We start from the raw sequence: 21,680 nt of genomic DNA on the forward strand, positions 1-21,680 counted from the left end.
TTGCGTCGCTACCGAGGTAGTTCAGCGGCTCAATGAATTGCTGAAATAAACTGTTCGACTTCTTATTGCTAAGAAATCGTCTTGGTCACTTCACCAGACATTGAAAATCAAAAATTAATTTTGATGCTCGATGCTGTGAGTGCCCACACAGATTGCTTGATTCAAATTGTTAAAGAGCGTTGCAACGTTTCGTCGCTGCGGGAGTGGCATTCTACTCAACCGCCTTCTCGAGTCAAGCCTTATTTTACAAGGCTTTTTCGAGGCACCGACCGGCTTGTTTGCGTTGCCGCTTGCCCTGTCGATGGAGGCGCATTATAGAGAGATTGATCTCTCTGGCAAGCCCCTTAATGCAATAAAATTGCAAAAATCTGCCTTTCTTTAGTTATTCATAACCAATCACAGCTTTTATACAAACTTATCCACAAAAACGCCGCAGGACGGCTCGTTCACCATGCCCCTGAGCCCGTTTTCCCCGGTGCAGCCTGCCTGGTTGCCCATGATGGCGAACGCATCCACTCGTCTATATCGCTTACCTACATAAAGAAGGGCTCATCTCAGCCCTGCCTCTGTGACCCAGAGGGCGATCAACTCGGCGGCAGGCAGGTCGCGACAGCCGGAGACATTCTGCCCGGCCCAGAGCGGCGAGAAGCCGCTCTCCCCCGCCTTTTCGGCTGCCGCTCGCAACGGAGCCAGTGCACGACTGGCATGGGGAAAGGTCGGGGCCAGCGCCGAGAAGGGGCCAAGCTCGCGCATCAAGCGGTTCACTATGCCTCTGGCGGGGCGACCGCTGAACAGGTTGGTCAGGGCCGTATGCTGACCATGTATCCCCTGGATGGCGGCACGATGCAGGGACGAGATCGTCGCCTCGGGACAGCACAGAAACGCCGTTCCCATCTGCACGGCGCTCGCCCCCAGTGCCAGGGCAGCCAGTATCCCCTTGCCATCGACTATGCCTCCGGCGGCGATGACAGGCAGATCCACGGCCGCCACTATCTGGGGCAGCAGGGTAAAGGTGCCTTGTTGCAGCGCGAGATCTTCGCTCAGGAAGTGGCCACGGTGACCACCGGCCTCCAGCCCCTGGGCTATGATGGCGTCGGCGCCATGATGCGCCAGCCACTGGGCTTCGGCCACAGTGGTGGCACTGGCGAACACTTTTGCCCCCGTGGCTTTTACCCTGGCCAGCAGCTCGGGGTCTGGCAGTCCGAAGTGAAAGCTCACCACGGCGGGTTTGAACTCGGTCAGGATGGCGGCATGCTCGGCGTTGAAGGGGGCACGACCGGGCGCCGTCGTCGTGGCATCGGCCCTTACCCCGAGCTCACCATAATAGGGTGCCAACGCCTCTCGCCAGCGGCGCTCCTCGGCCGGTTCAGGTTCGCTCTGTCGATGGCAGAAGAAGTTGATGTTGAAGGGCCCGGGGCCACTGGCTGCCAACTGTTCCAGCGCCTGACGCAGCTCGGCCGGGCCGAGCATGGCCGCCGGCAAGGATCCCAGGGCCCCCGCCCTCGTCGCCGCCATGGCCAGCTCAGCGTTCTGCACACCCGCCATGGGCGCCTGGATGATGGGATAGCGCATTCCCAGTTCGGCAAAGATCGTCATGAGGCGGCTTCCTGTCTGTCATGGTGTGTATGGCTACGGGCCAGCGCGATGGCGCCGTCGATGGCCCCTCGGGCCTGGGGGCTGTTCTGCCAGCAGGTGGAGCCCAGCATGTTGGCCACCAGCCGGACTATGTGACCTGTATCAGCCTCGGCCAGCGCCTCCAGGCTGTGATACCCCAGCTGTTCGATCCGTCCGATGACGGTAGGGCCCACCCCTTTCACCTCGAGCAGCAAGTTGCGCTGCCGTGGCGAAAACTCTTTCACGTCGGTCATTGCAGAACTCCTTTGCGATGGCTGTCTTTGTACATCAGGCCCGCACGGGCCCGCTCGACACAGAGAGGGGTCAACGCACGCTGCGCAGCAGGAAATCCGGCTGACCACAGGAGCGACGCTCCCGTTTTTGCATCTCGTCCGGACAGGGGATGGCATCCGTCCCTGCCTTGTTGAAACAGATGTATATCTCCCGCAGGAAACGCCCCCCGTCGGCGCAGGCTACTGTGATGCTATCTGGGGCCAGCCAATGGTTGGCAGCGGCCAGATCCGCCTTGAGCTGGAAGCGGCTCTTGCGCAGCGGCTGCGGCGGCGCCTGGTAAGCGGCCGGGATCTGCACCTTCTGGCGCAGGTCGCTCGCCAGCTGATGAAATGCGAACTGGCTAAGACCGGAGCAGGTGCCGTGTTTGCGCCATTCATGGCGATAGAGGAAGCGGCTGGGATAGAGCCCGGGAAAATCACGCTCCACCTCCCCTGCGAGCCGCTCGGTACCGCACTCGGACGGATAGCCCTTCAGATATTGGGGCCAGAGCCCGTGCAGCACGAAACCCAGCTGGCGGCTGCACTGCTCCCGATCGGTCGGTTTGATGGCGCAGTGCTCGGGCGACCAGGAGAGCGCCATGGCGTAGTAGTCAAAATCCCCTGCCTGCCCCTTGCCCTGCGCTGCCTGGGTCCACAACAGAGTGGCCATCAGCAACACCATGATCTGCTTCATCATTCAACCTCCATCACAGTGAACAGCCCCTTTCTGGCGCGGCGTGTTCTCCACGGCGCCAGGGTCCATGCTCCCATACAAGGGAGTCAAAGAACAACCATGCCAAATGCCCTTATCAAGAGTGGGTCAGACCAGTAAAGGGTTTCCCCGTCCGGATCAGAGGCGTAAGCTGGCTCTCCGGCGGGCCTTCATGACGCGCCACTTTTCCCCCGATTTCATCAGCAACAGGACGTAACATGATCCGCAAGAATCCCTCAGGTCACCTGCCCGTTATCGACGAATCCGCCTATATCGACAAGACCGCCATCATCTGTGGCAAGGTGATCATCAAGGAAAATGTCTTTGTCGGCCCCTACGCCGTGATCCGTGCAGACGAGGTGGACGAGAGCGGTGACATGGAGCCCATCGTCATCGGCGCCAACTCCAACATCCAGGATGGGGTGGTGATCCACTCCAAATCCGGCGCCGCCGTCACCATAGGCGAGTTCAGCTCCATCGCCCACCGCAGCATAGTGCACGGCCCCTGCGAAGTGGGTAACCGGGTCTTCATCGGCTTCAACAGCGTGCTGTTCAACTGCCACATAGGCGAAGGATCCGTGGTGCGCCACAACTCGGTGGTCGACGGCTGCGATATTCCCCCCGGCTTCTATGTGCCCTCCACCACCCGCATCAACCAGCAGAGCGACCTGGCCCAGATCCCCCGCGTCACCGTGGACGCCACCGAGTTCTCCGAGGACGTGGCCCACACCAACATCGATCTGGTCAAGGGTTACAAGGCGCTCTCCAACGAGTTCTGAGTCCAGGCCGACCATAAACAACGGGCGCCGCGGCGCCCGTTGTTCGTCATCCTGACATGTCGGGGTTAGCCGGCCCGCACGCAGACGGCCCCGTGGGCCTCCTCTGGCAGATCGCCCATCGCCTCGCCGTAACCCAGATCGAGCAAGGGAGCCTCCCCCTCGTCATTGGGTGCGTCACTGCTCCAGACCCGGCTGTAAAGCGGCCAGCCATGCTCCGTCAGCAGCTTCATCTCTTCGCCGGCCTGATGATAGGTGGTAAACAGGCTCGCCAGCTCATCGGCTCCCGGCAGGCGCCAGTCATCGTGACCGCGGGCCACCAGTTGCTGGCAGTACTCTCGCGCCCGCCCCTGGCTCATCACCACATAGTCGATGGCAAAGGGGTTGTAGTCCCCGTCCTCATCCCTGGCGCTGCCATCGTAGTCGATGCCGATCCGGTCGGCCTCGCTGCGGGTCAGCGGGCAGAGGAAGGAGAGCGCCCCCGCCGCCAGCTCGGGTTGATGGCAACCCAGGCCAAAATCGGGCTGGGCATCCACCACCTGCACCGCCACCCTGAGGGTGTGGCTCCCCGCGCTTGCCTGCACGCTGGCAGACCCCACGGCCAGGGCCGTGATGACGCCACTGCCATCGACCCTCAGCCGCTCGGGGTGATCGCTGCGCCATTGGACGGCCTCAAGCACCGGGGTCTCACTGCCATCACTCAGCCGCAGGCCTGGTTGCAGGGAGAGGCTCTGCCCCACCTCCAGCCGGGGCTGGGCGGGCGTCACCACCAGCTCGACCGGGATGGCGCCGACGGCCTCTTCGTCATCCACCTGGCTCAGTCCCAGCTCGGCCACGGTGGCCGGGGTGCGCCTCGGCTCGAGGGAGGCTGCGCGCAGGAACTCGCCGATGGCCTCCAGCTCGTCGTTGGAGAGCCCCAGGGAATGAAGGCGATCCGAGGCCTTGGGGAAGAAGGGATCATGCACGTCCACCCCGGTCGGGAAGCCGACTCCGCTGCTCCACTTGGTGACGCCGAAGTTGTACATGGCCACCACCCCCTGCACCGAACCACCGAGACGCTGGGCCAGGATGGGGAAGACGCCGTTGTGCATATAGGGACCGGTGAAGGCCACGTCCCTCAGGCTGGGGGTCTTGAACAGCCCCATGTCAGCCTTCAATCTGGTCTGCAGGAAGCGGCCCCTGTCCTCGAGGTTGCGGCCGTAATAGGTCAGCCCCAGGCTCTCGAACTTGTGCTGACTCAGCAGAGGGCCCGAGTGGCAGTTCATGCAGCGCCCCTCGGTGCGAAACAGGTGCATGCCCCACAGCGCCTTGTCGCTCATCGCCTGCTCATCCCCCTTGACGAAGCGCTCCAGCGGGCTCTCGCGGCTGATGATGGTGCGTTCGAAGGTGGCGATGGCCTTGGCGACCCGATCCAGGGTGATGGTCTCGTCGCCGAAGGCGGCGGCAAAGGCGGCCGGGTAGTCGCTGCTTGCCCGCAGCCGCACCAGCAGTTCGTCGTGATCGAGGGCCATCTCCACCGGGTTGCTGATGGGATGGAGCGACTGCTCCTCCAGGGTGGCGACCCGTCCGTCCCAGAACTGGCTGCTGCCATAACCGGCGTTGAGGATGGTCGGCGCATTGCGGGTCCCCTTCTGCCCCAGATGACCGACCGAGACACTCAGCCCGTCGCCCCATCCCTTGCGGGGATCGTGGCAACTGGCGCAGCTGATGTCGCGGGCCTGGGATAGCTGCTTGTCAAAGAAGAGTTGCTGGCCCAGCACCACCTTGGCCCTGCGGTAAGGGTTGTCGGCCGGGAAGGACATGGCGGGCAGGGGGCCCAGCTCCTGCCACTCCACCCCCTCGTCCACCATGGCCGCCGGCCACTGGCCCGGGTCGCCGGCATATTGTGCCCGCAGGGAGAGCAGATCCGGCATCTCGCTGCTGCGATCCACCGAAGGGCGTACCGGATAGGGGGAGAGCGCGAACCAGAGCAGGCTGGCCTCCCCCTCATCGCGCCACGCCTTGGTCAGCGGCTGGTAGCGCCGCGCCAGCCCGGTGCCATCCTGCAACCAGATCCACTCGGGCAACGGGATGGTGAAGGTGTTGGGATAGCGCCACCCCAGCTTGTCGCTGCCAAGCAGGCGCTCGAATTCGGCCAGGGTCGGCAGGCGCCATGACTGCTGGCCGCAACTGCTCGGCGCCACCAGCGCCGCTCTCGTGACACGGGCCGAGGCGGCAAAGCCCTCCCCCGGCAGCCAGAATTGGCTGCCCTTGACCCCGGTGACGGAACGGGCATCGTGCAGACAGTGCCAGGCCCCCCGGGTCAGCAGGCGGCCCTGCTCATCCAGTCGCAGCAGTTCGGCGGTCTCCGGCTCCTCCGGCATCACGGGACTGGCCGGATAGAGCTGCAACCGGGCGGCCTGGATCGCCTCCCCGTTGCTGCGGCGATACCAGTTGCGGGCGGCGCTGTCGTCCCGCAGGGCCAGCAGCATCTGCCAACTGTCGGGATAGTTGAGCTCGGCCCCCAACCGCTGGGCCCTCAGCAGGGCCGCATACTCCTCTATGTCGGCCTGCTGTTGCAGGCGGATCTCGCCGCTCTGCCCCCACTCCGCCATCTCCAGCAACCCGTTCCCGTTGCGATCTGCCAGCAGGAAGAGCGCCGTCTCCTCCTCGTCGAGCCGCAGGGAGGGGGTGGCGCGCCGGGCCCGGGACTCACCGGCCGCGAGATCCGCCACCCGGGCCGTGCTGGCCCTCAATATGTATCCCTCCTGCTCCCCGACCAGCTCAAGGGGGGCCGCCAACAGCAGGCCGGCAGGCAGGGTCAGGGTCGGGTTGCCCTGACCGCTCAGGGTTGCACTCGTCTCCATGCCGGTGGCGCGCTGGCGCAGGCTCAGGGTCGCCCCGGATGCCAGCCGCTCGCCGATATCAATGGTCAGGGTCAGCTCGGCCCGGGTATGGGTCTGCTGTGGTGGCGTCACCGGCGGGGTGACGGGCGGGGGGGTGACAACGGGAGGCGTGACCGGCACGTCGGGCTCCTGGCCCTCGCTGCGGTTGTCATGGCAAGCACTCAGGGCCAGCAGGCTGGCCAGCAGAAATAGGGGTTTCATCGTGTTGTTTGGAGTGGTCGGACAAGCCGGCAATTATCAGGTTAAACGCTAATCATTATCAATCGCTTCTTGCCGATTTCTGTTTATGGACTGGGCGAAAGGTGTTCAGCTGCGATGTCCCTGCGATCGGCGGCGTGCATCCAGGCGACCCCCGCCCGCTGAAGCCGCCAACGACAGAGCCGCCCGAAGGCGGCTCTGTTCATCAAAGGCAAGGCGGTCATCTGTGGCCATCAGGCCCCTATGATGCCGCCATCGTCCCGGGTGATGCGCAGCACGGCGGAGCGGGGAATGCTGGTGCCGCCGTCCGGGAAGTGGGAGGGAGCCAGCTCTTCCCCAGGGTGCTGCACCCCGACGAACAGGGTGCGCCAGTCCGGACTGAAGGTGAGGCCCGTGATCTCGCAGGCCACCGGGCCGGTCAGGAAGCGGCGCACCTCGCCGCTCGCCGGATCCGCGCACAGCATCTGGTTGTTGCCCATGCCGGCAAACTGCTTCTCGTTGGAGTAGTCGCCATCGGTCTGGATCCAGAGCCGCCCCGCCTCGTCGAAGCCGATGCCGTCCGGGCTGTTGAACATGTTGTCCGGGGTGATGTTGGCACTGCCCGCCATCAAGCCCTCTTTATGCACGCCGGGGTTGCCCGCCAGCAGGAAGAGATCCCACTCGAAGCTGTCACTGCCGTGATCGCCCGCGGCCGGGCGCCAGCGGATGATCTGGCCATAGGGGTTCTCGGCCCTGGGGTTGGCGCCGTCCAGGGGTTGGTTCTCCTTGAGGCCGCGGTTCTTGTTGTTGGTCAGGGTGCAGTAGACCTCGGCCCTGTGGGGGTGCACGGCCACCCATTCCGGCCTGTCCATGGTGGTCGCACCCAGCCGGGTCGCCGCCTCCCGGGCGAAGATGAGCACCTCCCCCTGATCGGCGAAGCCGTTCTCCCGGGTCAGGCCGTGCTGGCCGTGCACCAGGGGCAGCCACTGGCCTGTACCCTTGAGATCCCCCTCTTTGGCGTCGAAACGAGCCACATAGAGGGTGCCCTCGTCCAGCAGATCCCGGTTGGCGGCATCGTTGCCCGGCGCCACCTTGTTCTTCGAGACGAAGCGATAGATGTGCTCCCCCCGCTCGTCATCGCCCAGATAGACCACGGCGCGGCCATCCTGGTTGACGGTGAAGGCCGCATTCTCGTGTTTGAAGCGGCCAAGGGCGGTGCGCTTCTTCGGGGTGGAGGCGGGATCCTGAGGATCGATTTCCACCACCCAGCCGAAGCGGTGCGGCTCCTGGGGATGTTTGGCGAGGTCAAAACGCTCGTCAAACTGATGCCAGCCAAAACCCGCGTCCTCGGCGGCCAGACCGTAGCGGGCGGCGCGCTGGTCCAGCTCAGGCTTGCCCGCACTGCCGAAGTAGCCGTTGAAGTTCTCCTCGCAGGTGAGGTAGGTGCCCCAGGGAGTCTGGCCGTTGGAGCAGTTGTTGAAGGTGCCAAGGGCGGTGCGTCCCTCGGGGTCGGCCTGGGTCTTGAGCAGGGCATGGCCCGCCGCCGGGCCGCTCAATGTCATGGGGGTGGTGGCGGTGATGCGGCGATTGAGGGCCCCCTTGGGGTTGGCCTGCCACTTGCCATCTTTGCGTACCAGCTCCACCAGGGAGACCCCGTGGGCCGCCTGGGCCTTGGCGACGGCGTCGGCATTGAGCGCCTTGCCCCCATCCGCAAACAGATATTCGTAGTTAGTGTATTCGTTGTTGACGGCGAGCAGGGCGCGATCCGGCCCCAGGGGGAAGAAGCTCATGCCGTCGTTGTTGTCGCCAAACTGGCGGGCCTGGGCCCTGGCGTCATTGCCCTGGGCAAAGGCGGGGGCATCGGCGAACAGGGCATCCCCCCAGGCGATCAGCACCTCGGCCTTGTAACCGGGCGGCACCACTATGGTGTCGGCCACAGAGGCGGGCACGGCCTGGAAACCGAGCAGCGGCTGGGTGGCGGCGGCCACGGCGCGGGCCACCGGATTGGCGGCAAAAAACGCCACCATGCTGGCGGCGCCCACCCCCTTGAGGAAACCCCGGCGGCTCAGGCCCGCTTCGATCAGGCGGTTGAACTCCGGCTCCTGCTCCCGGGGATGGTTGGCACTGTCTCTCTCGTCAAAACGGCTCATCGGCTTTTCCTTGTTATCTGCACTTGTCTGGTTTGCCACTCACTGCGTCCGGCCACAGCATGGCGGCATTTTATTAAACGAAGATGACAAGGGATGGGATAAGCCGCCTGGCCCGGCAAGGCGCCACCGCCCAGAACAAGGGGCGGTGGACACGAGTCCCACCGCCCCAGGAGAGGCATCGCTGATAGAGAGATTAGCCCTGGCCGCACTTCTTCAGGCTGATATGCCCGTTTGTACCGGATAGCGCCCGCTGGCAGCTGGCAGCCTCTAGCCGCATTTTTTCAGGCTGATATGCCAGTTGGCACCGGATTGCACCTGATGTTTTGCAGCGAAGCTCTCCATGTTCAGGGCCACCGACACCTGCAACAGGCTGTTGAGGTAGACCAGGGGCTGGCCTTGTGGCACGTCGCCGAAGCTGCTGACGTAGGGGGCCTTGCCCTCGTATTTGAGCGCATCCCCTTCGCTGATCCTGATGCAGGCGCTGTCCCCCTTGTGGATGCCTGCCTTGCCGAGAAGGGCCTCGTCGATATTGGTCCAGACGTTGCCGTACTGCACATCGAGGATGGGGATGGTGCCCTTCAAGGTGCCATCCTCCTCGGCCACCGCGGGCTGATAGGGGATGGTCACCACCTCGGCGGGCAGCAGACGCCCCACCTGCTCGAAGCTGATGGCACCGGAGGCGAGGCGCGCGCCCGTGTAGGCGTAGACGTCGCGGCCGTGGAACGTGTAGGACTTCTCGGAGCCCTTGAGGCGGTTGCGCTTCTCGTCGATCTGGCGCACCGCCTCTATGCCGAAGTGCTCCGCCACCAGGGTCAGGGTGCCGTTGTCCGGGCTGACGATGTAGTGGCCGCTCCTGGTCTTGAGTACCACCGACTTGCGATCCGTGCCCACACCGGGGTCCACCACGCTGACGAAGACGGTGCCCGCGGGCCAGTATTGCAGGGTCTGATAGAGGCGGTAGGAGGCTTCCCAGATGTTGTAGGCCGGGATCTCGTGGGTCAGGTCATGGAGCGGCAGGGTGCGGTCCACCCCGAAGGCGACCCCCTTCATGGCCGAGACGGCGCCATCCTTGAGGCCGAAATCGGTCTGGAACACCAGGGCCTCGCTGGCGAAGGCGCCAGCCCCCACCAGGGAGAGGGCAAGCACGAGGGCGCGGGGGACGATACGAATATCCATGTCAGAGCTCCTTCCAAGACGTTTGGACGTCCAGATTGCCATTCAATGATTTCTTTGCAACCCCATCTCCCCGAATGGGGGGCGAAATGACTCGCCAATCCGCCCCGTGCGGGTGTATCCATGGGGCATCCAACGCCAGGAGCACACCCCATGACCAGAGAGCATCACGACACCATTTTGCTGAGCCTGGGCAATACCCAAAGCCGGGTAGCGCTCACCGCAGCCGATGGCACCAGCCAGACCTTTTCACTGGCATTGGAGCTCGATGCCCTGACCCCGGGTCCCTTTCGCCGGGATCCGCCGACGCCCCTGGAGCTGGAGCAGGCCATCCTGGTAGCGGAGGATACGCCGAGCGCCCTGGAGCTGGAGCAGGCCATCCTGGTAGCGGAGGATCTGCCGACGCCCCTGAAGCTGGAGCAGGCCATCATGGTGGTGGAGGATGTGCTGATGCCCCTCGCGGCCCGGATCCCGCCCCACCCCGTGCTGCGCCTGCAAAGCCCTGTGCCCCTGGCCGAGGCCCTCGGCAGCCGGGTGCAGAGCCGGGAGAACATAGAGCGGCTGTTCGGCCAGCTGGTTGCCATGGTGGAGGGGGATCCCCTGGCATCGGCCCAGTTGCCGAAGGATCGCCGTTTCGCCGCCGCCCTGCTGATCCTGCGGGAGTGGATGCACCACCTGGATGCCGGCAGCGTCGCCCTGGTCGATGGCTGATGCCCCTGTCAGACAGCAGGATTGAAGCGATGCCGTGACACCGCCCAGGCCAGCCCAAGGCTGGTCAGCGTGCTGCCGACGAACAGCAGATCCAGCGCCGCCAGGAGGCCTGTACCGTCGCTCACCCAGCCCAGCAGCACGGGCACCCAGTTCGCCACATAGGCGATCACATAGAAGAGGGAGAGCAGCCGCGCGTGGCTGGCCGGGGGGGCGATGCGATTGATAAGGGTCGCGCTGCCCACGAACACGGCCCCCTGGGCGTAGCCCGCCACCAGCAGCCCGAGTCCCGCCAGCCAGCCCGGCAGACCGTGCACGGCCCCGGCAAACAGCAGCACGCAGAGCGCCAGGGCCAGGACGCCGCTTTGCAGGGTATGGCGGGCATCGAGGCGACGGGCCCAGAGCTGGCAAAGCCCGGAGAAGACCAGATAGGCCGCGACGAGATAGCCGAACAGCCCCAGATCCCTCATGCCGAGCATCTCGCTCACCACCTTGGGGCCGATGGCCAGCAGGCTGGCCGCCACCGCCCAGGCGGTGAAGAGCGCCAGGGCGCAGAGAAAGAACCCGGCCCCCGTGGCCCTGAGCCCCTCCCCCAGGGATCCCCCACCCTGCCCGCTCGGAGCGGGCGCCGCCATCCTGGCACCTCTGGGCCAGCTCAGCACCAGGCCCGCGATGGCGCAGCTCGCCATCCCCAGGATCAGCAGGAAGGGCAAGGTGGTCGGGTAGTAGTCCAGTTGCAGCGCCAGCCCGCTGAACACGGGGCCGAGGGCCAGCCCGGCGGTAAAGGAGAGGGTGGCGCTAAGCGCCGCTCGCCTGCCGCCATCCTGGGGACCAAAGCGCAGCAGCGCCACGTTGGCGGCGCCGGTCAGGGTGCCCGTGCCAATCCCGGCCAGGACCCGCCCCAGCAGCAGGGACCAGAAGCTGTCGGCCAGTGAAAAGAGCAGGGCGCCCCCCGCTACCGCCACCAGGGCGGGCAGGATCAGGATGCGCAGATCCGCCACCCTTCCCGCCAGGTTGCCCACCCCGAACAGGGCGATCAGCACGCCCCCCGCATAGCCGCCATAGATGAGACTGAGACCGAGATCGCTCAGGGCCAGCGCCGCCTGGTAATGGGGATAGAGCGGGGTGGGCACGCTGCTGTTGAGCAGGGCCGACATCAGGGCCAGGGCCAGAAACCCGAGCAGGCGGGGGCGAGCATCGACCTCGCTGCCGTGGGCAGCAGTTGGGGCGCAGGGGGATGACATCAAGACTCCAATTACAGACAGGAAAACCGCTATCGGGAGCATCATCATAGCGATCCCGCCCGCCCCGGGCTGCGGCAGTTCTGCATCATGGCGATTCAAACTTGCATCACACCGGCGCGGCACGTCCATTGGCCGGGAAGCCACAGGCACGAGCCGGATCCGGCCTGGCCCCTTGTGCTGCCATCCTCGCTGACATCTAATATTGCGGCGCCAATCGGGCGCCCTGCTTGAGCGAGGAGCAAGCATGAACAACTGGGATGACGCCCGCTTCTTCCTGGCCCTGGCACGGCGGGGCAGCCTGCGCCAGGCCGGACTCGAGCTCGGGGTGGATCAGGCCACCGTCGGGCGGCGGATCACCCTGCTCGAGCAGCAGCTGGGGGCCAAGCTGTTTATCCGCACCCCCAGACACTATCGGCCCAGCCCCCTGGGGGAGGCGCTCTTGCCCCAGGCCGAGGCCATGGCGCAAGCGGCTCTGGCCATGGCGCGCACGGCGAGCCTGGGGGAGCTGGAGGGGGAGCTTTGCATCGCCACCACGGACACCCTGGCTCAGGGCTTCGTGCTGCCGGCCTTCAGTCTGCTGCGCCAGCGCCACCCCGGCATCCGCCTCAAGCTGCTGACCGCGGTCAGCGTGAGCGACATCCCCAATCAGGAAGCGGATCTCGCCATTCGCAGCGTGCGCCCAGAGCAGGGAGATCTGGTGGTCAAACGGCTCGCCACCATCAGGATGGGGCTCTACGCCTCCCCCGACTACCTGGCCCGCCGCGGCACCCCCCTATCGGGTCAGGCGCTGCAACAGCACGACCTGCTGCTCTTTCCCAGGGAGCTGGTGGCCCGCCACTGGCTGAGTCTGTGCGGTGAACCGCTCCATGAGCCCAATGTGGTGCTGCAGAGCAATGCCCAGCTGGTGCTGATGGCGGCCGCCCGCCAGGGACTCGGCATCGCCCTGCTCTCCACCTTCCTCGCCGAGGAGGATCCGGGCCTGGTGCGCCTGCAGCCCGACCAGCACGACCCCATCGACATCTGGATGGTGCTGCACCCGGATGTGCAGAAGACGGGGCGGATGCGCGCCCTGGTGGCGGCCCTGGAGGAGGTGTTTCAGTCCCAGCAGGAGAGCCAGTCCCCCTCAATCCCTGCCACAACCCGCCAAAAGCACACAGATTGAGCGGGTATGCCCCCCATACGGGGCACTTTCTTCGCAGCGAAGAATGCTAGAGCCCGCCGTTGTTTTTTTCCTTAAATAACGGGACGTTACATGAAGAAGTTTGTTGTTTCATCCAGTGTCATCCTGGTGACTAGCTTGTTGACAGCCTGCGCTAGCGAGTCGTCACGCACCCTGGAAGTGCCCAAGGTCGCCTCCTATCAGAGCCACTATCAGGGCACGCGCAGCCCCATCGCCGTCGGCAAGTTCGACAACCGTTCCAGCTACATGCGTGGCATCTTCTCCGACGGCGTGGACCGACTGGGCAGCCAGGCGAAAACCGTGCTGATCACCCATCTGCAGCAGACTGGCCGCTTCAGCGTGCTGGATCGCGACAACATGGAAGAGCTCAAGGCGGAGGCCGGGATCAAGCAACAGGCCAATTCGGGGGGCGGCCTCATCGGCATGCTGGTGGTGGCTGTCGTCAACCAGATTGCCAACACCATCACCGACAAGGGCCATGAAATCGCCGGGATCACCAGCTTCAGGCTGCTCAGCGCCGACATGCCCAACGGCATCCTCCATGGCCCCTACTCGCCGAAATATCAGGCTCGCTAAGGCGCCCGCCACACTCCACACAAGAGGGCACCATGCCCTCTTGTTTCCGTCGCCCCCCCTTTCCCCTGCCTGACATCGAATGGCGCCTCATCGTCTATCTTTTTGATATTGTTGGCTCATTTTTCCGCATGTCGGATAACGTCCCACCAACTTCATCTGGTGATGCCCGGCAAAATCAGTTACAAGAATGGCCTCTGTCACCACGGGAGCGTTCATCGCATGGCTGGATCACCGAGGCATATCGTTCCCCGCTCGTGGCTGAATCGATTGGGGCTGCTTTGCCTGGCGATAGCGGGACTGGGGCTGGTGTGCAACTACACCTACCTCCGTATCAGGCACGACATGCAGCTCATCACCGCCAAGCAGCCCAATCTGTTCGAGGTGTTCTCTCAGCGGGCCCGCATCCTGGCGCCAGAGAAACTGGCTGACTTCATCGACAACAGCAGCATCAAGATGCCCATCTTCAGCGAGCACGGGGATGCGGCGGCCTATGCCTATGGCTATGATCTCCCCACTCTGAAGCGTCTGGCGGTCATTCCCGTGTTGCCCCCTGCCAACCAGATGCTCCTCGCCTACCAGTACGTCATCTCCAACCCCGAGGTCCTCAACCTCTACGCCCTCTATAACGATCGTCGCATGCTTGGCATGGTCGCCAACAAGGAGATGCTTCCAAACCAGTTGCTGCCGGTCAACACCGACCTCAACGACATCGAGCCCTGGACCCACTATTTCGGTTGCGCCTTCTTCGTCTCCACCCATGTCCCCTGCAGCACGGATGAAGCCTGGGTATCCGAGATCTACACCGACACCTTCACCGGGCTGAATACCATCACCCTCTATTTTCCCTTCGTCTATTACGAGCCCGTCATCAAGGACTACCGCTATGGGCTCAAGGGCATCGACATCGCCGTCGACAGGGCGTTCAAGGAAGTGCTGCAGCCCTTCGAAAGCCTTAATCCGACCCGGACCGTCCTCTCCTTCGAGGAGGTCGAGCCCTGTCGTCCGTTCCACCTCTGCCTGAGCACGCCGCTGATGCGCACAAAGGCGGACAGCGACCTCAACCTCAAGTGGTCATACAGCTACGGCGATTTTTCCCGGGCCGTCCTCTTCGGGCCGGCCTTCAAGATCTATCTCATCGCCCTGCTGCTGCTGATGCTGACGGGGCGAAGCATCATCACTCGTGTACGCACTCAGGCACAGACCGACGCGCTGACCCGGCTGCCGCGCCGTGACATCCTCAATCAGGCCCTGCTGCGGGAGCACGACTACCTGATGATCCTCGATATCGACAACTTCAAGTCCGTCAACGACACCCATGGTCACGGGGTGGGTGACCTGGCGCTCGTCGCCTTCGCCAATCACCTCAAGACCAATATCCGCAAGGGCGATGTCGCCATTCGCTGGGGTGGGGAAGAGTTCATCGTGCTGTTCAAGGGGATGGACGATGACAAGATGATGCATCGCTCCGCCGCCCGTCTGCTGGAGCGGCCATTGCACATCCCCGAGCTGCCCGCCCCCATCACCTTCTCCGCCGGAGTGACCCGCATTCGCGATTACCTGACGGTGGCCGAGGCGGTGCAACTGGCCGACGATCTGCTCTATCACGTCAAGCAGCATGGCAAGCGCAATATCGCCTATTACCAGGGGCAGACCATCCGCCTTGTCCGCGATCCAGGCGCCGATTCGGCTCCCTGAGCGACCCGGCTTCTGCCGCTCCCCTGCTATCTGTTACCATCCCGGCCACGCTGATTGTTTCCGTCCCGGCCACGGGGCGGGATAACCCCATACTGGTGCCCCATGTCCATTGTCTCTTTCGCCGAACTGGCCCTCTCCCCCCGCCTGCAGCAGACCCTGACCGAGCTGGGTTATGCCGCGCCTACCCCCATTCAGGCCAGCGCCATCCCCCTTATTCTGGCGGGACGGGATCTGATGGCGGGGGCCCAGACCGGCACCGGCAAGACCGCCGCCTTCGTGCTGCCACTGCTGGAACGGTTGCTCAAGCAACCGGCAAGCGATGCCCCCCGCCCCATCCGCGCCCTGGTGCTGGTACCGACCCGCGAGCTGGCGGTGCAGGTCTTTGATAGCGTCGCGCGTTACGGGCAAGGCACCGGCCTCACCAGCGCCCTGGTCTATGGCGGGGTGAGCATCGCCGCCCAGGTGGACGCGCTGAAAGACGGGGTGGATATCCTGATCGCCACCCCGGGCCGCCTGCTCGACCATCTGCGCCAGGGGGCCCTGAGTCTGGCTGCGCTGCGCCATCTGGTGTTCGACGAGGCGGACCGCATGCTCGACATGGGCTTTATGGACGAGATCAAGGCCCTGCTCAGACAGATACCGGCGGATCGCCAGACCCTGCTGTTTTCGGCCACCTGCGACGACAACCTGTTTGCCTTGAGCCGGGTGCTCTTGCGCGACCCCGAGCTTATCGAAGTGGCGCCGCGCAACACCACGGCGGCCGAGGTGGAGCAGCGGGTCTATGCGGTGGATGGGGATCGCAAGCTGGCCCTGGTCGAACACATGTTGACCGTGAAGGGCTGGGCACCGGCGCTGATCTTCAGCCGCACCCGGCAAGGGGCGGACAAGCTGGCCCAGCAGCTTGGCAAGGCAGGCATCCATGCGCTCGCCTTCCACGGCGATCTGTCGCAAGGCGCGCGGGAGAAGGTATTGCTCGAGTTTCGCGCCGGCACCCTGCAGGCCCTGGTGGCCACCGACGTGGCGGCCCGCGGCCTCGATATCAGCGATCTCAACCATGTGATCAACCTGGAGTTCCCCTATCAGCCAGAGGATTACGTTCACCGTATCGGTCGCACCGGCCGCGCCGGCAACAAGGGACTCGCCGTCACATTGTTCAGCCCGGAGGATGCGCCATTGCTGGAGAAGGTGGAAGCCGTGCTCGACACCCGATTGCCCCAGCAGTGGTTCCCGGGCTTTGAGCCGGATCTGACCCGCTTTAACCCCGAACCGCGCCGCGCCAGCAAGGGGGCACAGAAGCAGAAGGCCAGAAAGCAGGCGCTGGCGGGCGGCAGCAAGGGATCGTCCCGCAAACCCGGGTGAGCACAAGGGGAGTGTGAATATGGGCGGGACGGGCGCCGCCAGGGAGGTGTTCCGCCTCCCCTTCGCGGCGGCGCCGGAAGAGATCAGGAGCCCAGGGTCAGATCCTTGATGGTCTCGGAGGGGCCGTTGCTCTGCACCGAGGCGATGCCGTTTTGGGCCGAGGCCTGGCTGGCATACATCTGGCTCGACCCTATCACCTGATGATTCTTCGCCTTCAGGTTGAAGTGATACTTGCCGTTGGCCGCCTCTTTCAGCTCGTACTGCCCCGCCTCGGGGGCGTTGCTCTGTACCGAGGCGATGCCGTTCTGGGCCGCCCCCTTGCTGTTGTACAGCTCGCTGCTGAGGATCACCTCCCCGTTCCCCGCCTTCAACACGAAGTGATACTGGTCGCTTTTGGCCAGCTTGAGTTCATACCATCCCATGTGGACATCCTTATGTTGAGTGACACGCCTCCATAAGCTAGCCCGATCCTGATGACCGCCATATGACGAAGGGGGAAGATGGCCAGAAGAGGCCGTTTTCGTCATCCGCTGCGCCGCTTATTGTCGCGCCCGGGGCGCGGCAGATCCGATAAACAGCAAGATTGTCCAAGCGATGACGCCCTCCTGGAGGCTAGATTGGGATGGCTGCCGAGCAGAGGAGGAAGGATGAGCCAGGACAACCAGTTCATATTCGCACACAGCCAGCACCTGGCGAGCCTGACTGCGCTGCGGGTCAACATGACGGCGTTTCGCTACGACCGTCACGCCCACGAGGAGTACTCCTTCGGGGTCACCCTGGCCGGGCGCCAGAACTTCTTCTGTCGTGGCGACTTCCACTCCAGCCCGGCGGGCAGCGTCATCCAGTTCAATCCCGGGGATGTTCACGACGGTCATGCGGGGGACAACGCCAGCCTCGACTACGCCATGCTCTATGTGCCGCCCCATGAGCTCACCCCGCTGTTTGCCAATGCCGCGGGGGAACGGGCGACGCAGACGGCCCCCCTGTTGCCGTCCCTGGTGCAGGATGGGGAGCTGAGCGCCTGCATACTGGCGCTGGTCCAGGCGGTGCGCGGCCGGGCCGGCAGCATAGAGCAGGAGTTTGCCCTCTACCGCCTCGCCGCCCGGGTGATGCAGCAGGCGGGACGATTTGAACCCGATGGCCGGGTGAGCCGTGTCGATCGCCTCCTGTTGCAGGCCAGGGACTTCATCCACGCCCACTTCCAGCAGGATATCTCCCTGGCCGACATCAGCGCGGCGGCCAACCTCTCCAAGTACCACTTTCTGCGCCTGTTTCGCCAGCAGCTCGGCATCACACCCCATCAATACGTGATCAACTGCCGCGTCAATGCCGCCCGGCGTGCCCTGGCCTGCGGCGAGTCGGCCCAGGATCTGGTGTACCGCTACGGTTTCACCGATCTGAGCCACCTCAACCGCCGCTTCAAGCGCATCTATGGCATGACCCCGACCCAATACAGCGCCAGCCTGATCCGCTGAGCCCAAGGAAGACCCCATGATTGAGATCCTCGCCTATGCCATCGGCATCATGTATACCCCAGGCCCCGTCAACCTCATCGGCCTCAATGCCGGCCTGGGTGGTCGCACCCGGGCCAGCCTCGGTTTCTTCCTCGGAGTCGGCATGGCGATGTTCATGCTGTTGCTGCTCTTTGGCTGGCTGGGCACCCGCCTGGTGCGAGAGGAGATACTGATCTATGCCAGCCTGGTGGGGTGCCTCTATATGGTCTATCTCGCCGTCAAGATAGCCAGCGACAGTGGCGAGACGCTTGCCCGGACGGCCCCCGTCCGCCCTCTTGGGGTGCGCAGCGGCTTCGTCATCCAGTTGCTCAATCCCAAGGCCATGATCGCCACCCTGCCCATCACCAGCATCCAGTTCCCGGCGGCGCAGATCCACGGCTGGAGCCTGCTGCCCTGGTCTCTGCTGCTGGGCCTGCTGGCCGCCGGCGCCCCCGGCAGCTATTCCGTGGCTGGCAACCTGGTCGGGCGCCAGCTCCAGGACCCTCGCTGGTTTCGCTGTTTCAATCTGCTGATGGCCACCCTGCTGCTCTACAGCGCCCTGGCCCTGGCCCACCAGCACGTCTACCTGCCGCTGGCCCGCTGAACATTCCCCAATGAGAAGGGGCCTGCCACCCCGGCAGGCCCCTTCTGCTGATATGCCGTCAAACCGATGAGCCCTTACTCGGGCTGATGAAACGCCAGGGCCCCCAGATAGTCCCCCTTGCCCAGCTCGACCCCGGCCCGGCGCAGCAGGGCATAGGTCATGGTGAGGTGGAAGTAGAAGTTGGGCAGTGCGTACTCGTAGAAGCAGGTCTTGCCATCCATCCACTTGCCATGGGCCCAGTAGGGGGCGTATTTGCCGCTCTCGAACGCGCTGTAGTCGGCATCCAGCTGGCTGGTGAGAAAGTCGATGGTGGCCTGGATGCGCCCGCGCAGATCCGCCATGGTGTGGGGTTCGTCGGCAAAGCCCGGATTGTCGCCGTGGCTGGCGGTCGCCACGCAGGCCTTGGCCGATTCGCAGCAGATCAGAACCTGCTTGCTCAGGGGGAACATGTCGACGATCAGGCGATCGCCGAAGAAGTTGTCAACATCGTATCCCTTGGCCTCGGCGTGGGCCGCCGCCTTGACCAGCAGTCGGTCCAGGTTGGCGAGCATCTTGATAAACTGGGCGGTAAATTCACGATTCATGAAGGCTCCTCGATAAAGGCTGGGCTCGCCGCCTCGCTGGCGGCGTCGCTCACTATACTGCCTTTTTCAGAAGAAGCGTCACCGGGAACATGCACAGGCTCCGGTCAGGAATCGCGCGAGATGCTCCGTCGGCGATCTGCGCCCCAGGGGACTGGGTTCCCTCCTTGTCGTCCGGCCGGGGCGACAAAACGCCAAAGAAAAAGCCCAGCATTGCTGCTGGGCTTTTGTGTTGGCTCCTCCTACTGGACTTGAACCAGTGACATACGGATTAACAGTCCGCCGTTCTACCGACTGAACTAAGGAGGAATTGTACTGCGGAGACTGGATATCGCTATCCCGACGTCCTTTGTTTGGTGCCCAGAGACGGAATCGAACCGCCGACACGGGGATTTTCAATCCCCTGCTCTACCGACTGAGCTATCTGGGCTAAATGGTGCCGGCTACCGGAATCGAACTGGTGACCTACTGATTACAAGTCAGTTGCTCTGCCTACTGAGCTAAGCCGGCACACTCAAACCATTGTGCATGAACATATTTTTACTTCATGGCACCAAATCTTGGTGCCCAGAGACGGAATCGAACCGCCGACACGGGGATTTTCAATCCCCTGCTCTACCGACTGAGCTATCTGGGCGTGGCCGCTATTAAACGGATTTTGCCCTTGGGGGTCAACGGGAAATTTTACTTTTTGTCTCGTTCGTCTCTTTTTTGCACAACAAACCTCTTTTTGTGCAATTCCCCGCCAGACTCATCCCTCGTCGACCCCGCCCCTGCGCCACAATCTGGGCTCATCCCCCTTGAGCAGGCGGGAAATATTCTCGTGATGGCGGATCAGGATGAGGCAGGAGAGCAGGGAGACCGGCAAGGTATATTCCGGCTTGAGCAGGTAGGCAAACAGGGGCGCCAGCAGCACTGTCACTATGGACGCCAGAGAGGAGTAGCCGCTGATCAGGGCCACCAGCAGCCAGCTCGCCACCACCAGGGCCCCCATGTCCAGGCCGATGGGCAGCATGGTGCCCAGGGCGGTCGCCACTCCCTTGCCGCCGCGAAAATGGAAAAACAGGGGATAGATGTGGCCGAGACAGGCGGCCACCCCGATAAAGCCGAGATAGACGGGCTTGATGCCGAGAAACCAGGAGAGATAGACGGGGGCCGTGCCCTTGAGCATGTCGAGCAGCAGCACGGCCAGGGCGGCGCCGCGACCACCGAGGCGCAACACATTGGTCGCCCCCGGATTATGGGAACCATGATCCCGGGGATCCGGCAGGCCTGTGGTGCGCGACACCAGCACGGCACTGGACAGGGATCCGCCCAGATAGGCCAGAATAATCATCAAAATCGTCAGGGCCGTCATCTTGGTCGTTTTTACCACGATATGAATGGGGTATGATGCGGGCCACATTCTCCGGCTCGGGCTACCCGGGCCGTTCGCCAATGGCACGTGATCTGCCAGGCCAGCATCCCTGCGCTGTTTCACAGCCCATCAAGAGTAAAGAAGAAGTACTGTCATGGACAAGGTGTTTATTCGTGGACTCGAGGTTTTGAGCACTATCGGGGTGTATGAGTGGGAGAAGGGCATACGCCAGAAACTCTGCTTCGACCTCGAGATGGGCTTCGACAACCGCCCCGCCGCCGCCGGCGACGACATCCATCTGGCGCTGGATTACGCCACCCTCTCCCAGAAAGTGTCGGAATATGCCAGCACCAGGGTGGTGGAACTGGTGGAGACCATGGCCGAACAGGTCGCGCACCTCATCCTCAGCGACTTTCGGGTGCAGTGGGTCAAGGTGACCCTGACCAAGCCGGGTGCCGTACCCAATGCCGCCGGCGTGGGGGTCGAGATACTGCGCCACCGCACCCCGGCCGCGAGCGAGCTCTGATGACCCGGATCTACATCAGCCTGGGCTCCAACATTGATCGCGAGCGCCATATCCGTGCCGGGCTGGATGCCCTGCATGGGCTGCTGGGGCCGCTCCAGGTCTCCCGGGTATTCGAGAGCGAGGCGGTGGGCTTCAATGGCCGCCCCTTCTACAACCTGGTGGTCGGCGCCGACACAGGGCTGGCCCTGAACGACCTCTGCCAGCAGCTGCGGGCGCTGGAGTTTGCCCACGGCCGCGAGCCCGATGCCAAGAAGTTTGCTCCCCGCACCCTGGATCTGGACCTGCTGCTCTACGGCAATCTGGTCTGCGACGTCCCCCTGGTGCTGCCCCGCGGCGAGATAGTGACCAATGCCTTCGTGCTCTGGCCCCTGGCCGAGCTGGCGCCGACCCTGCGTCACCCCCTGCACGGCGAGACCATGGCCGCCCTCTGGGCCGGCTATGACAAGGCTTCCCAGCGCCTCACCCCCATCCCCTTCGACTGGACGCCGAGCGGCGTCCTGGCCGATACCCGGGCCTGATCCGCGCAGCATGGCCCTCCCCTCTCCCGATCGGGGGAGCCTCAGACTATTTCCCTGCATGATGACGGGATGACGGGATG

At 64.0% G+C, this 21,680-nt stretch carries 19 protein-coding genes, 4 tRNA genes and 1 pseudogene; 10 read left to right on the forward strand and 14 right to left on the reverse strand.

Translation table 11 applies throughout. From position 1 onward, the window contains the following. Nucleotides 1-549: 549 nt before the first annotated feature. The 3 genes from BN1119_RS05250 to BN1119_RS05260 all read right to left on the reverse strand — a co-directional run bounded on the left by BN1119_RS05250 (nucleotide 550) and on the right by BN1119_RS05260 (nucleotide 2,580). Nucleotides 550-1,596, reverse strand: coding sequence for an NAD(P)H-dependent flavin oxidoreductase (locus BN1119_RS05250; RefSeq protein WP_041994986.1), 1,047 nt, complete (start codon nucleotides 1,594-1,596; stop codon nucleotides 550-552). Further along, the gene (locus tag BN1119_RS05255; protein ID WP_041994988.1) at nucleotides 1,593-1,868 is read right to left on the reverse strand and encodes a helix-hairpin-helix domain-containing protein; all 276 of its coding nucleotides are present in this window, start codon (nucleotides 1,866-1,868) and stop codon (nucleotides 1,593-1,595) included. Before BN1119_RS05255 ends, BN1119_RS05250 begins: the two co-directional genes overlap by 4 nt. A gap of 70 nt (nucleotides 1,869-1,938) precedes the next feature. Then, the gene (locus tag BN1119_RS05260) at nucleotides 1,939-2,580 is read right to left on the reverse strand and encodes a ribonuclease T2 family protein (RefSeq protein ID WP_041995232.1); all 642 of its coding nucleotides are present in this window, start codon (nucleotides 2,578-2,580) and stop codon (nucleotides 1,939-1,941) included. A gap of 236 nt (nucleotides 2,581-2,816) precedes the next feature. Between BN1119_RS05260 and BN1119_RS05265 the strand changes: the two genes are divergently transcribed. Continuing rightward, nucleotides 2,817-3,377 carry a gamma carbonic anhydrase family protein gene (locus BN1119_RS05265; RefSeq protein WP_041994991.1) on the forward strand — a complete coding sequence of 187 codons (561 nt, stop codon included), beginning with the start codon at nucleotides 2,817-2,819 and terminating at the stop codon, nucleotides 3,375-3,377. A 65-nt stretch (nucleotides 3,378-3,442) separates the two neighbouring features. Here BN1119_RS05265 and BN1119_RS05270 read toward each other — a convergent pair whose 3' ends face one another. The 3 genes from BN1119_RS05270 to BN1119_RS05280 form a co-directional block, all read right to left on the reverse strand. Further along, entirely contained in the window at nucleotides 3,443-6,460 is a 3,018-nt protein-coding gene (locus BN1119_RS05270) for a cytochrome c peroxidase (RefSeq protein WP_041994993.1), read from the reverse strand. A gap of 230 nt (nucleotides 6,461-6,690) precedes the next feature. Then, a complete protein-coding gene (locus BN1119_RS05275; RefSeq protein ID WP_041994995.1) occupies nucleotides 6,691-8,586 on the reverse strand; it encodes a PhoX family protein in 1,896 nt (631 codons plus the stop codon). 267 nt (nucleotides 8,587-8,853) lie between these two features. Beyond that, on the reverse strand, nucleotides 8,854-9,762 hold the full coding sequence (locus tag BN1119_RS05280) for an SAM hydrolase/SAM-dependent halogenase family protein (RefSeq protein WP_041994997.1): 909 nt from the start codon (nucleotides 9,760-9,762) through the stop codon (nucleotides 8,854-8,856). Nucleotides 9,763-9,912: 150 nt separating this feature from the next. Here BN1119_RS05280 and BN1119_RS05285 point away from each other — a divergent pair, with 150 nt between their 5' ends. Beyond that, nucleotides 9,913-10,470 (forward strand): hypothetical protein, encoded by a 558-nt coding sequence (locus BN1119_RS05285; protein WP_041995000.1) that lies wholly within the window; start codon nucleotides 9,913-9,915, stop codon nucleotides 10,468-10,470. 8 nt (nucleotides 10,471-10,478) lie between these two features. Here the strand turns inward: BN1119_RS05285 and BN1119_RS05290 are convergent, their stop codons facing one another. Continuing rightward, complete coding sequence (locus BN1119_RS05290; RefSeq protein WP_084205303.1) at nucleotides 10,479-11,714, reverse strand: MFS transporter; 1,236 nt, start codon at nucleotides 11,712-11,714, stop codon at nucleotides 10,479-10,481. 241 nt (nucleotides 11,715-11,955) lie between these two features. Here BN1119_RS05290 and BN1119_RS05295 point away from each other — a divergent pair, with 241 nt between their 5' ends. From BN1119_RS05295 to BN1119_RS05310, 4 genes are all read left to right on the forward strand, one after another. Further along, the gene (locus BN1119_RS05295; RefSeq protein WP_041995004.1) at nucleotides 11,956-12,873 is read left to right on the forward strand and encodes a LysR family transcriptional regulator; all 918 of its coding nucleotides are present in this window, start codon (nucleotides 11,956-11,958) and stop codon (nucleotides 12,871-12,873) included. Between the two features lie 135 nt (nucleotides 12,874-13,008). Continuing rightward, nucleotides 13,009-13,467, forward strand: coding sequence for a GNA1162 family protein (locus tag BN1119_RS19825; RefSeq protein ID WP_244463683.1), 459 nt, complete (start codon nucleotides 13,009-13,011; stop codon nucleotides 13,465-13,467). A 267-nt stretch (nucleotides 13,468-13,734) separates the two neighbouring features. Then, on the forward strand, nucleotides 13,735-15,162 hold the full coding sequence (locus BN1119_RS05305) for a GGDEF domain-containing protein (RefSeq protein WP_244463684.1): 1,428 nt from the start codon (nucleotides 13,735-13,737) through the stop codon (nucleotides 15,160-15,162). A gap of 102 nt (nucleotides 15,163-15,264) precedes the next feature. Continuing rightward, nucleotides 15,265-16,521: a DEAD/DEAH box helicase gene (locus BN1119_RS05310; RefSeq protein ID WP_041995008.1), complete on the forward strand. Its 1,257-nt coding sequence runs from the start codon at nucleotides 15,265-15,267 to the stop codon at nucleotides 16,519-16,521. Nucleotides 16,522-16,604: 83 nt separating this feature from the next. On the opposite strand, the gene BN1119_RS05315 is transcribed toward BN1119_RS05310, so the two are convergent. Further along, nucleotides 16,605-16,943 carry a YegP family protein gene (locus tag BN1119_RS05315; RefSeq protein WP_041995010.1) on the reverse strand — a complete coding sequence of 113 codons (339 nt, stop codon included), beginning with the start codon at nucleotides 16,941-16,943 and terminating at the stop codon, nucleotides 16,605-16,607. 225 nt (nucleotides 16,944-17,168) lie between these two features. Here BN1119_RS05315 and BN1119_RS05320 point away from each other — a divergent pair, with 225 nt between their 5' ends. Then, entirely contained in the window at nucleotides 17,169-17,996 is an 828-nt protein-coding gene (locus tag BN1119_RS05320; RefSeq protein ID WP_041995012.1) for an AraC family transcriptional regulator, read from the forward strand. A gap of 16 nt (nucleotides 17,997-18,012) precedes the next feature. After that, nucleotides 18,013-18,618 (forward strand): LysE family translocator, encoded by a 606-nt coding sequence (locus tag BN1119_RS05325; protein WP_041995014.1) that lies wholly within the window; start codon nucleotides 18,013-18,015, stop codon nucleotides 18,616-18,618. A 74-nt stretch (nucleotides 18,619-18,692) separates the two neighbouring features. Here BN1119_RS05325 and BN1119_RS05330 read toward each other — a convergent pair whose 3' ends face one another. The 6 genes and pseudogenes from BN1119_RS05330 to plsY form a co-directional block, all read right to left on the reverse strand. Further along, nucleotides 18,693-19,202 carry a DUF1993 domain-containing protein gene (locus tag BN1119_RS05330; RefSeq protein ID WP_041995016.1) on the reverse strand — a complete coding sequence of 170 codons (510 nt, stop codon included), beginning with the start codon at nucleotides 19,200-19,202 and terminating at the stop codon, nucleotides 18,693-18,695. Between the two features lie 230 nt (nucleotides 19,203-19,432). Next, nucleotides 19,433-19,508: transfer RNA gene (locus BN1119_RS05335), tRNA-Asn, on the reverse strand. 45 nt (nucleotides 19,509-19,553) lie between these two features. Further along, a tRNA-Phe gene (locus tag BN1119_RS05340) sits at nucleotides 19,554-19,629 on the reverse strand. Nucleotides 19,630-19,633: 4 nt separating this feature from the next. Continuing rightward, nucleotides 19,634-19,709: transfer RNA gene (locus BN1119_RS05345), tRNA-Thr, on the reverse strand. Nucleotides 19,710-19,760: 51 nt separating this feature from the next. Beyond that, nucleotides 19,761-19,836 (reverse strand) — tRNA-Phe (locus BN1119_RS05350). 47 nt (nucleotides 19,837-19,883) lie between these two features. Further along, nucleotides 19,884-20,556 (reverse strand): annotated as a pseudogene (gene plsY / locus BN1119_RS05355) (glycerol-3-phosphate 1-O-acyltransferase PlsY). 154 nt (nucleotides 20,557-20,710) lie between these two features. Between plsY and folB the strand changes: the two are divergent. Together folB and folK are read left to right on the forward strand one after the other, a co-directional pair. Further along, nucleotides 20,711-21,082 carry a dihydroneopterin aldolase gene (folB, locus tag BN1119_RS05360; RefSeq protein ID WP_041995020.1) on the forward strand — a complete coding sequence of 124 codons (372 nt, stop codon included), beginning with the start codon at nucleotides 20,711-20,713 and terminating at the stop codon, nucleotides 21,080-21,082. Further along, complete coding sequence (gene folK / locus BN1119_RS05365; protein WP_041995022.1) at nucleotides 21,082-21,600, forward strand: 2-amino-4-hydroxy-6-hydroxymethyldihydropteridine diphosphokinase; 519 nt, start codon at nucleotides 21,082-21,084, stop codon at nucleotides 21,598-21,600. The genes folB and folK overlap by 1 nt, the downstream gene beginning before the upstream one ends. The last annotated feature ends 80 nt before the right edge of the window (nucleotides 21,601-21,680 follow it).

This window comes from Aeromonas bivalvium, assembly GCF_000819765.1.
Lineage (GTDB): Bacteria > Pseudomonadota > Gammaproteobacteria > Enterobacterales > Aeromonadaceae > Aeromonas > Aeromonas bivalvium.

Bases quoted from the DNA above. Each gene is read 5' to 3' on its own strand.
- BN1119_RS05250 (WP_041994986.1), bottom strand. From the start codon at position 1,596: ATGACGATCTTTGCCGAACTGGGAATGCGCTATCCCATCATCCAGGCG.
- BN1119_RS05255 (WP_041994988.1), bottom strand. From the start codon at position 1,868: ATGACCGACGTGAAAGAGTTTTCGCCACGGCAGCGCAACTTGCTGCTC.
- BN1119_RS05260 (WP_041995232.1), bottom strand. From the start codon at position 2,580: ATGAAGCAGATCATGGTGTTGCTGATGGCCACTCTGTTGTGGACCCAG.
- BN1119_RS05265 (WP_041994991.1), top strand. From the start codon at position 2,817: ATGATCCGCAAGAATCCCTCAGGTCACCTGCCCGTTATCGACGAATCC.
- BN1119_RS05270 (WP_041994993.1), bottom strand. From the start codon at position 6,460: ATGAAACCCCTATTTCTGCTGGCCAGCCTGCTGGCCCTGAGTGCTTGC.
- BN1119_RS05275 (WP_041994995.1), bottom strand. From the start codon at position 8,586: ATGAGCCGTTTTGACGAGAGAGACAGTGCCAACCATCCCCGGGAGCAG.
- BN1119_RS05280 (WP_041994997.1), bottom strand. From the start codon at position 9,762: ATGGATATTCGTATCGTCCCCCGCGCCCTCGTGCTTGCCCTCTCCCTG.
- BN1119_RS05285 (WP_041995000.1), top strand. From the start codon at position 9,913: ATGACCAGAGAGCATCACGACACCATTTTGCTGAGCCTGGGCAATACC.
- BN1119_RS05295 (WP_041995004.1), top strand. From the start codon at position 11,956: ATGAACAACTGGGATGACGCCCGCTTCTTCCTGGCCCTGGCACGGCGG.
- BN1119_RS05310 (WP_041995008.1), top strand. From the start codon at position 15,265: ATGTCCATTGTCTCTTTCGCCGAACTGGCCCTCTCCCCCCGCCTGCAG.
- BN1119_RS05315 (WP_041995010.1), bottom strand. From the start codon at position 16,943: ATGGGATGGTATGAACTCAAGCTGGCCAAAAGCGACCAGTATCACTTC.
- BN1119_RS05320 (WP_041995012.1), top strand. From the start codon at position 17,169: ATGAGCCAGGACAACCAGTTCATATTCGCACACAGCCAGCACCTGGCG.
- BN1119_RS05325 (WP_041995014.1), top strand. From the start codon at position 18,013: ATGATTGAGATCCTCGCCTATGCCATCGGCATCATGTATACCCCAGGC.
- BN1119_RS05330 (WP_041995016.1), bottom strand. From the start codon at position 19,202: ATGAATCGTGAATTTACCGCCCAGTTTATCAAGATGCTCGCCAACCTG.
- folB (WP_041995020.1), top strand. From the start codon at position 20,711: ATGGACAAGGTGTTTATTCGTGGACTCGAGGTTTTGAGCACTATCGGG.
- folK (WP_041995022.1), top strand. From the start codon at position 21,082: ATGACCCGGATCTACATCAGCCTGGGCTCCAACATTGATCGCGAGCGC.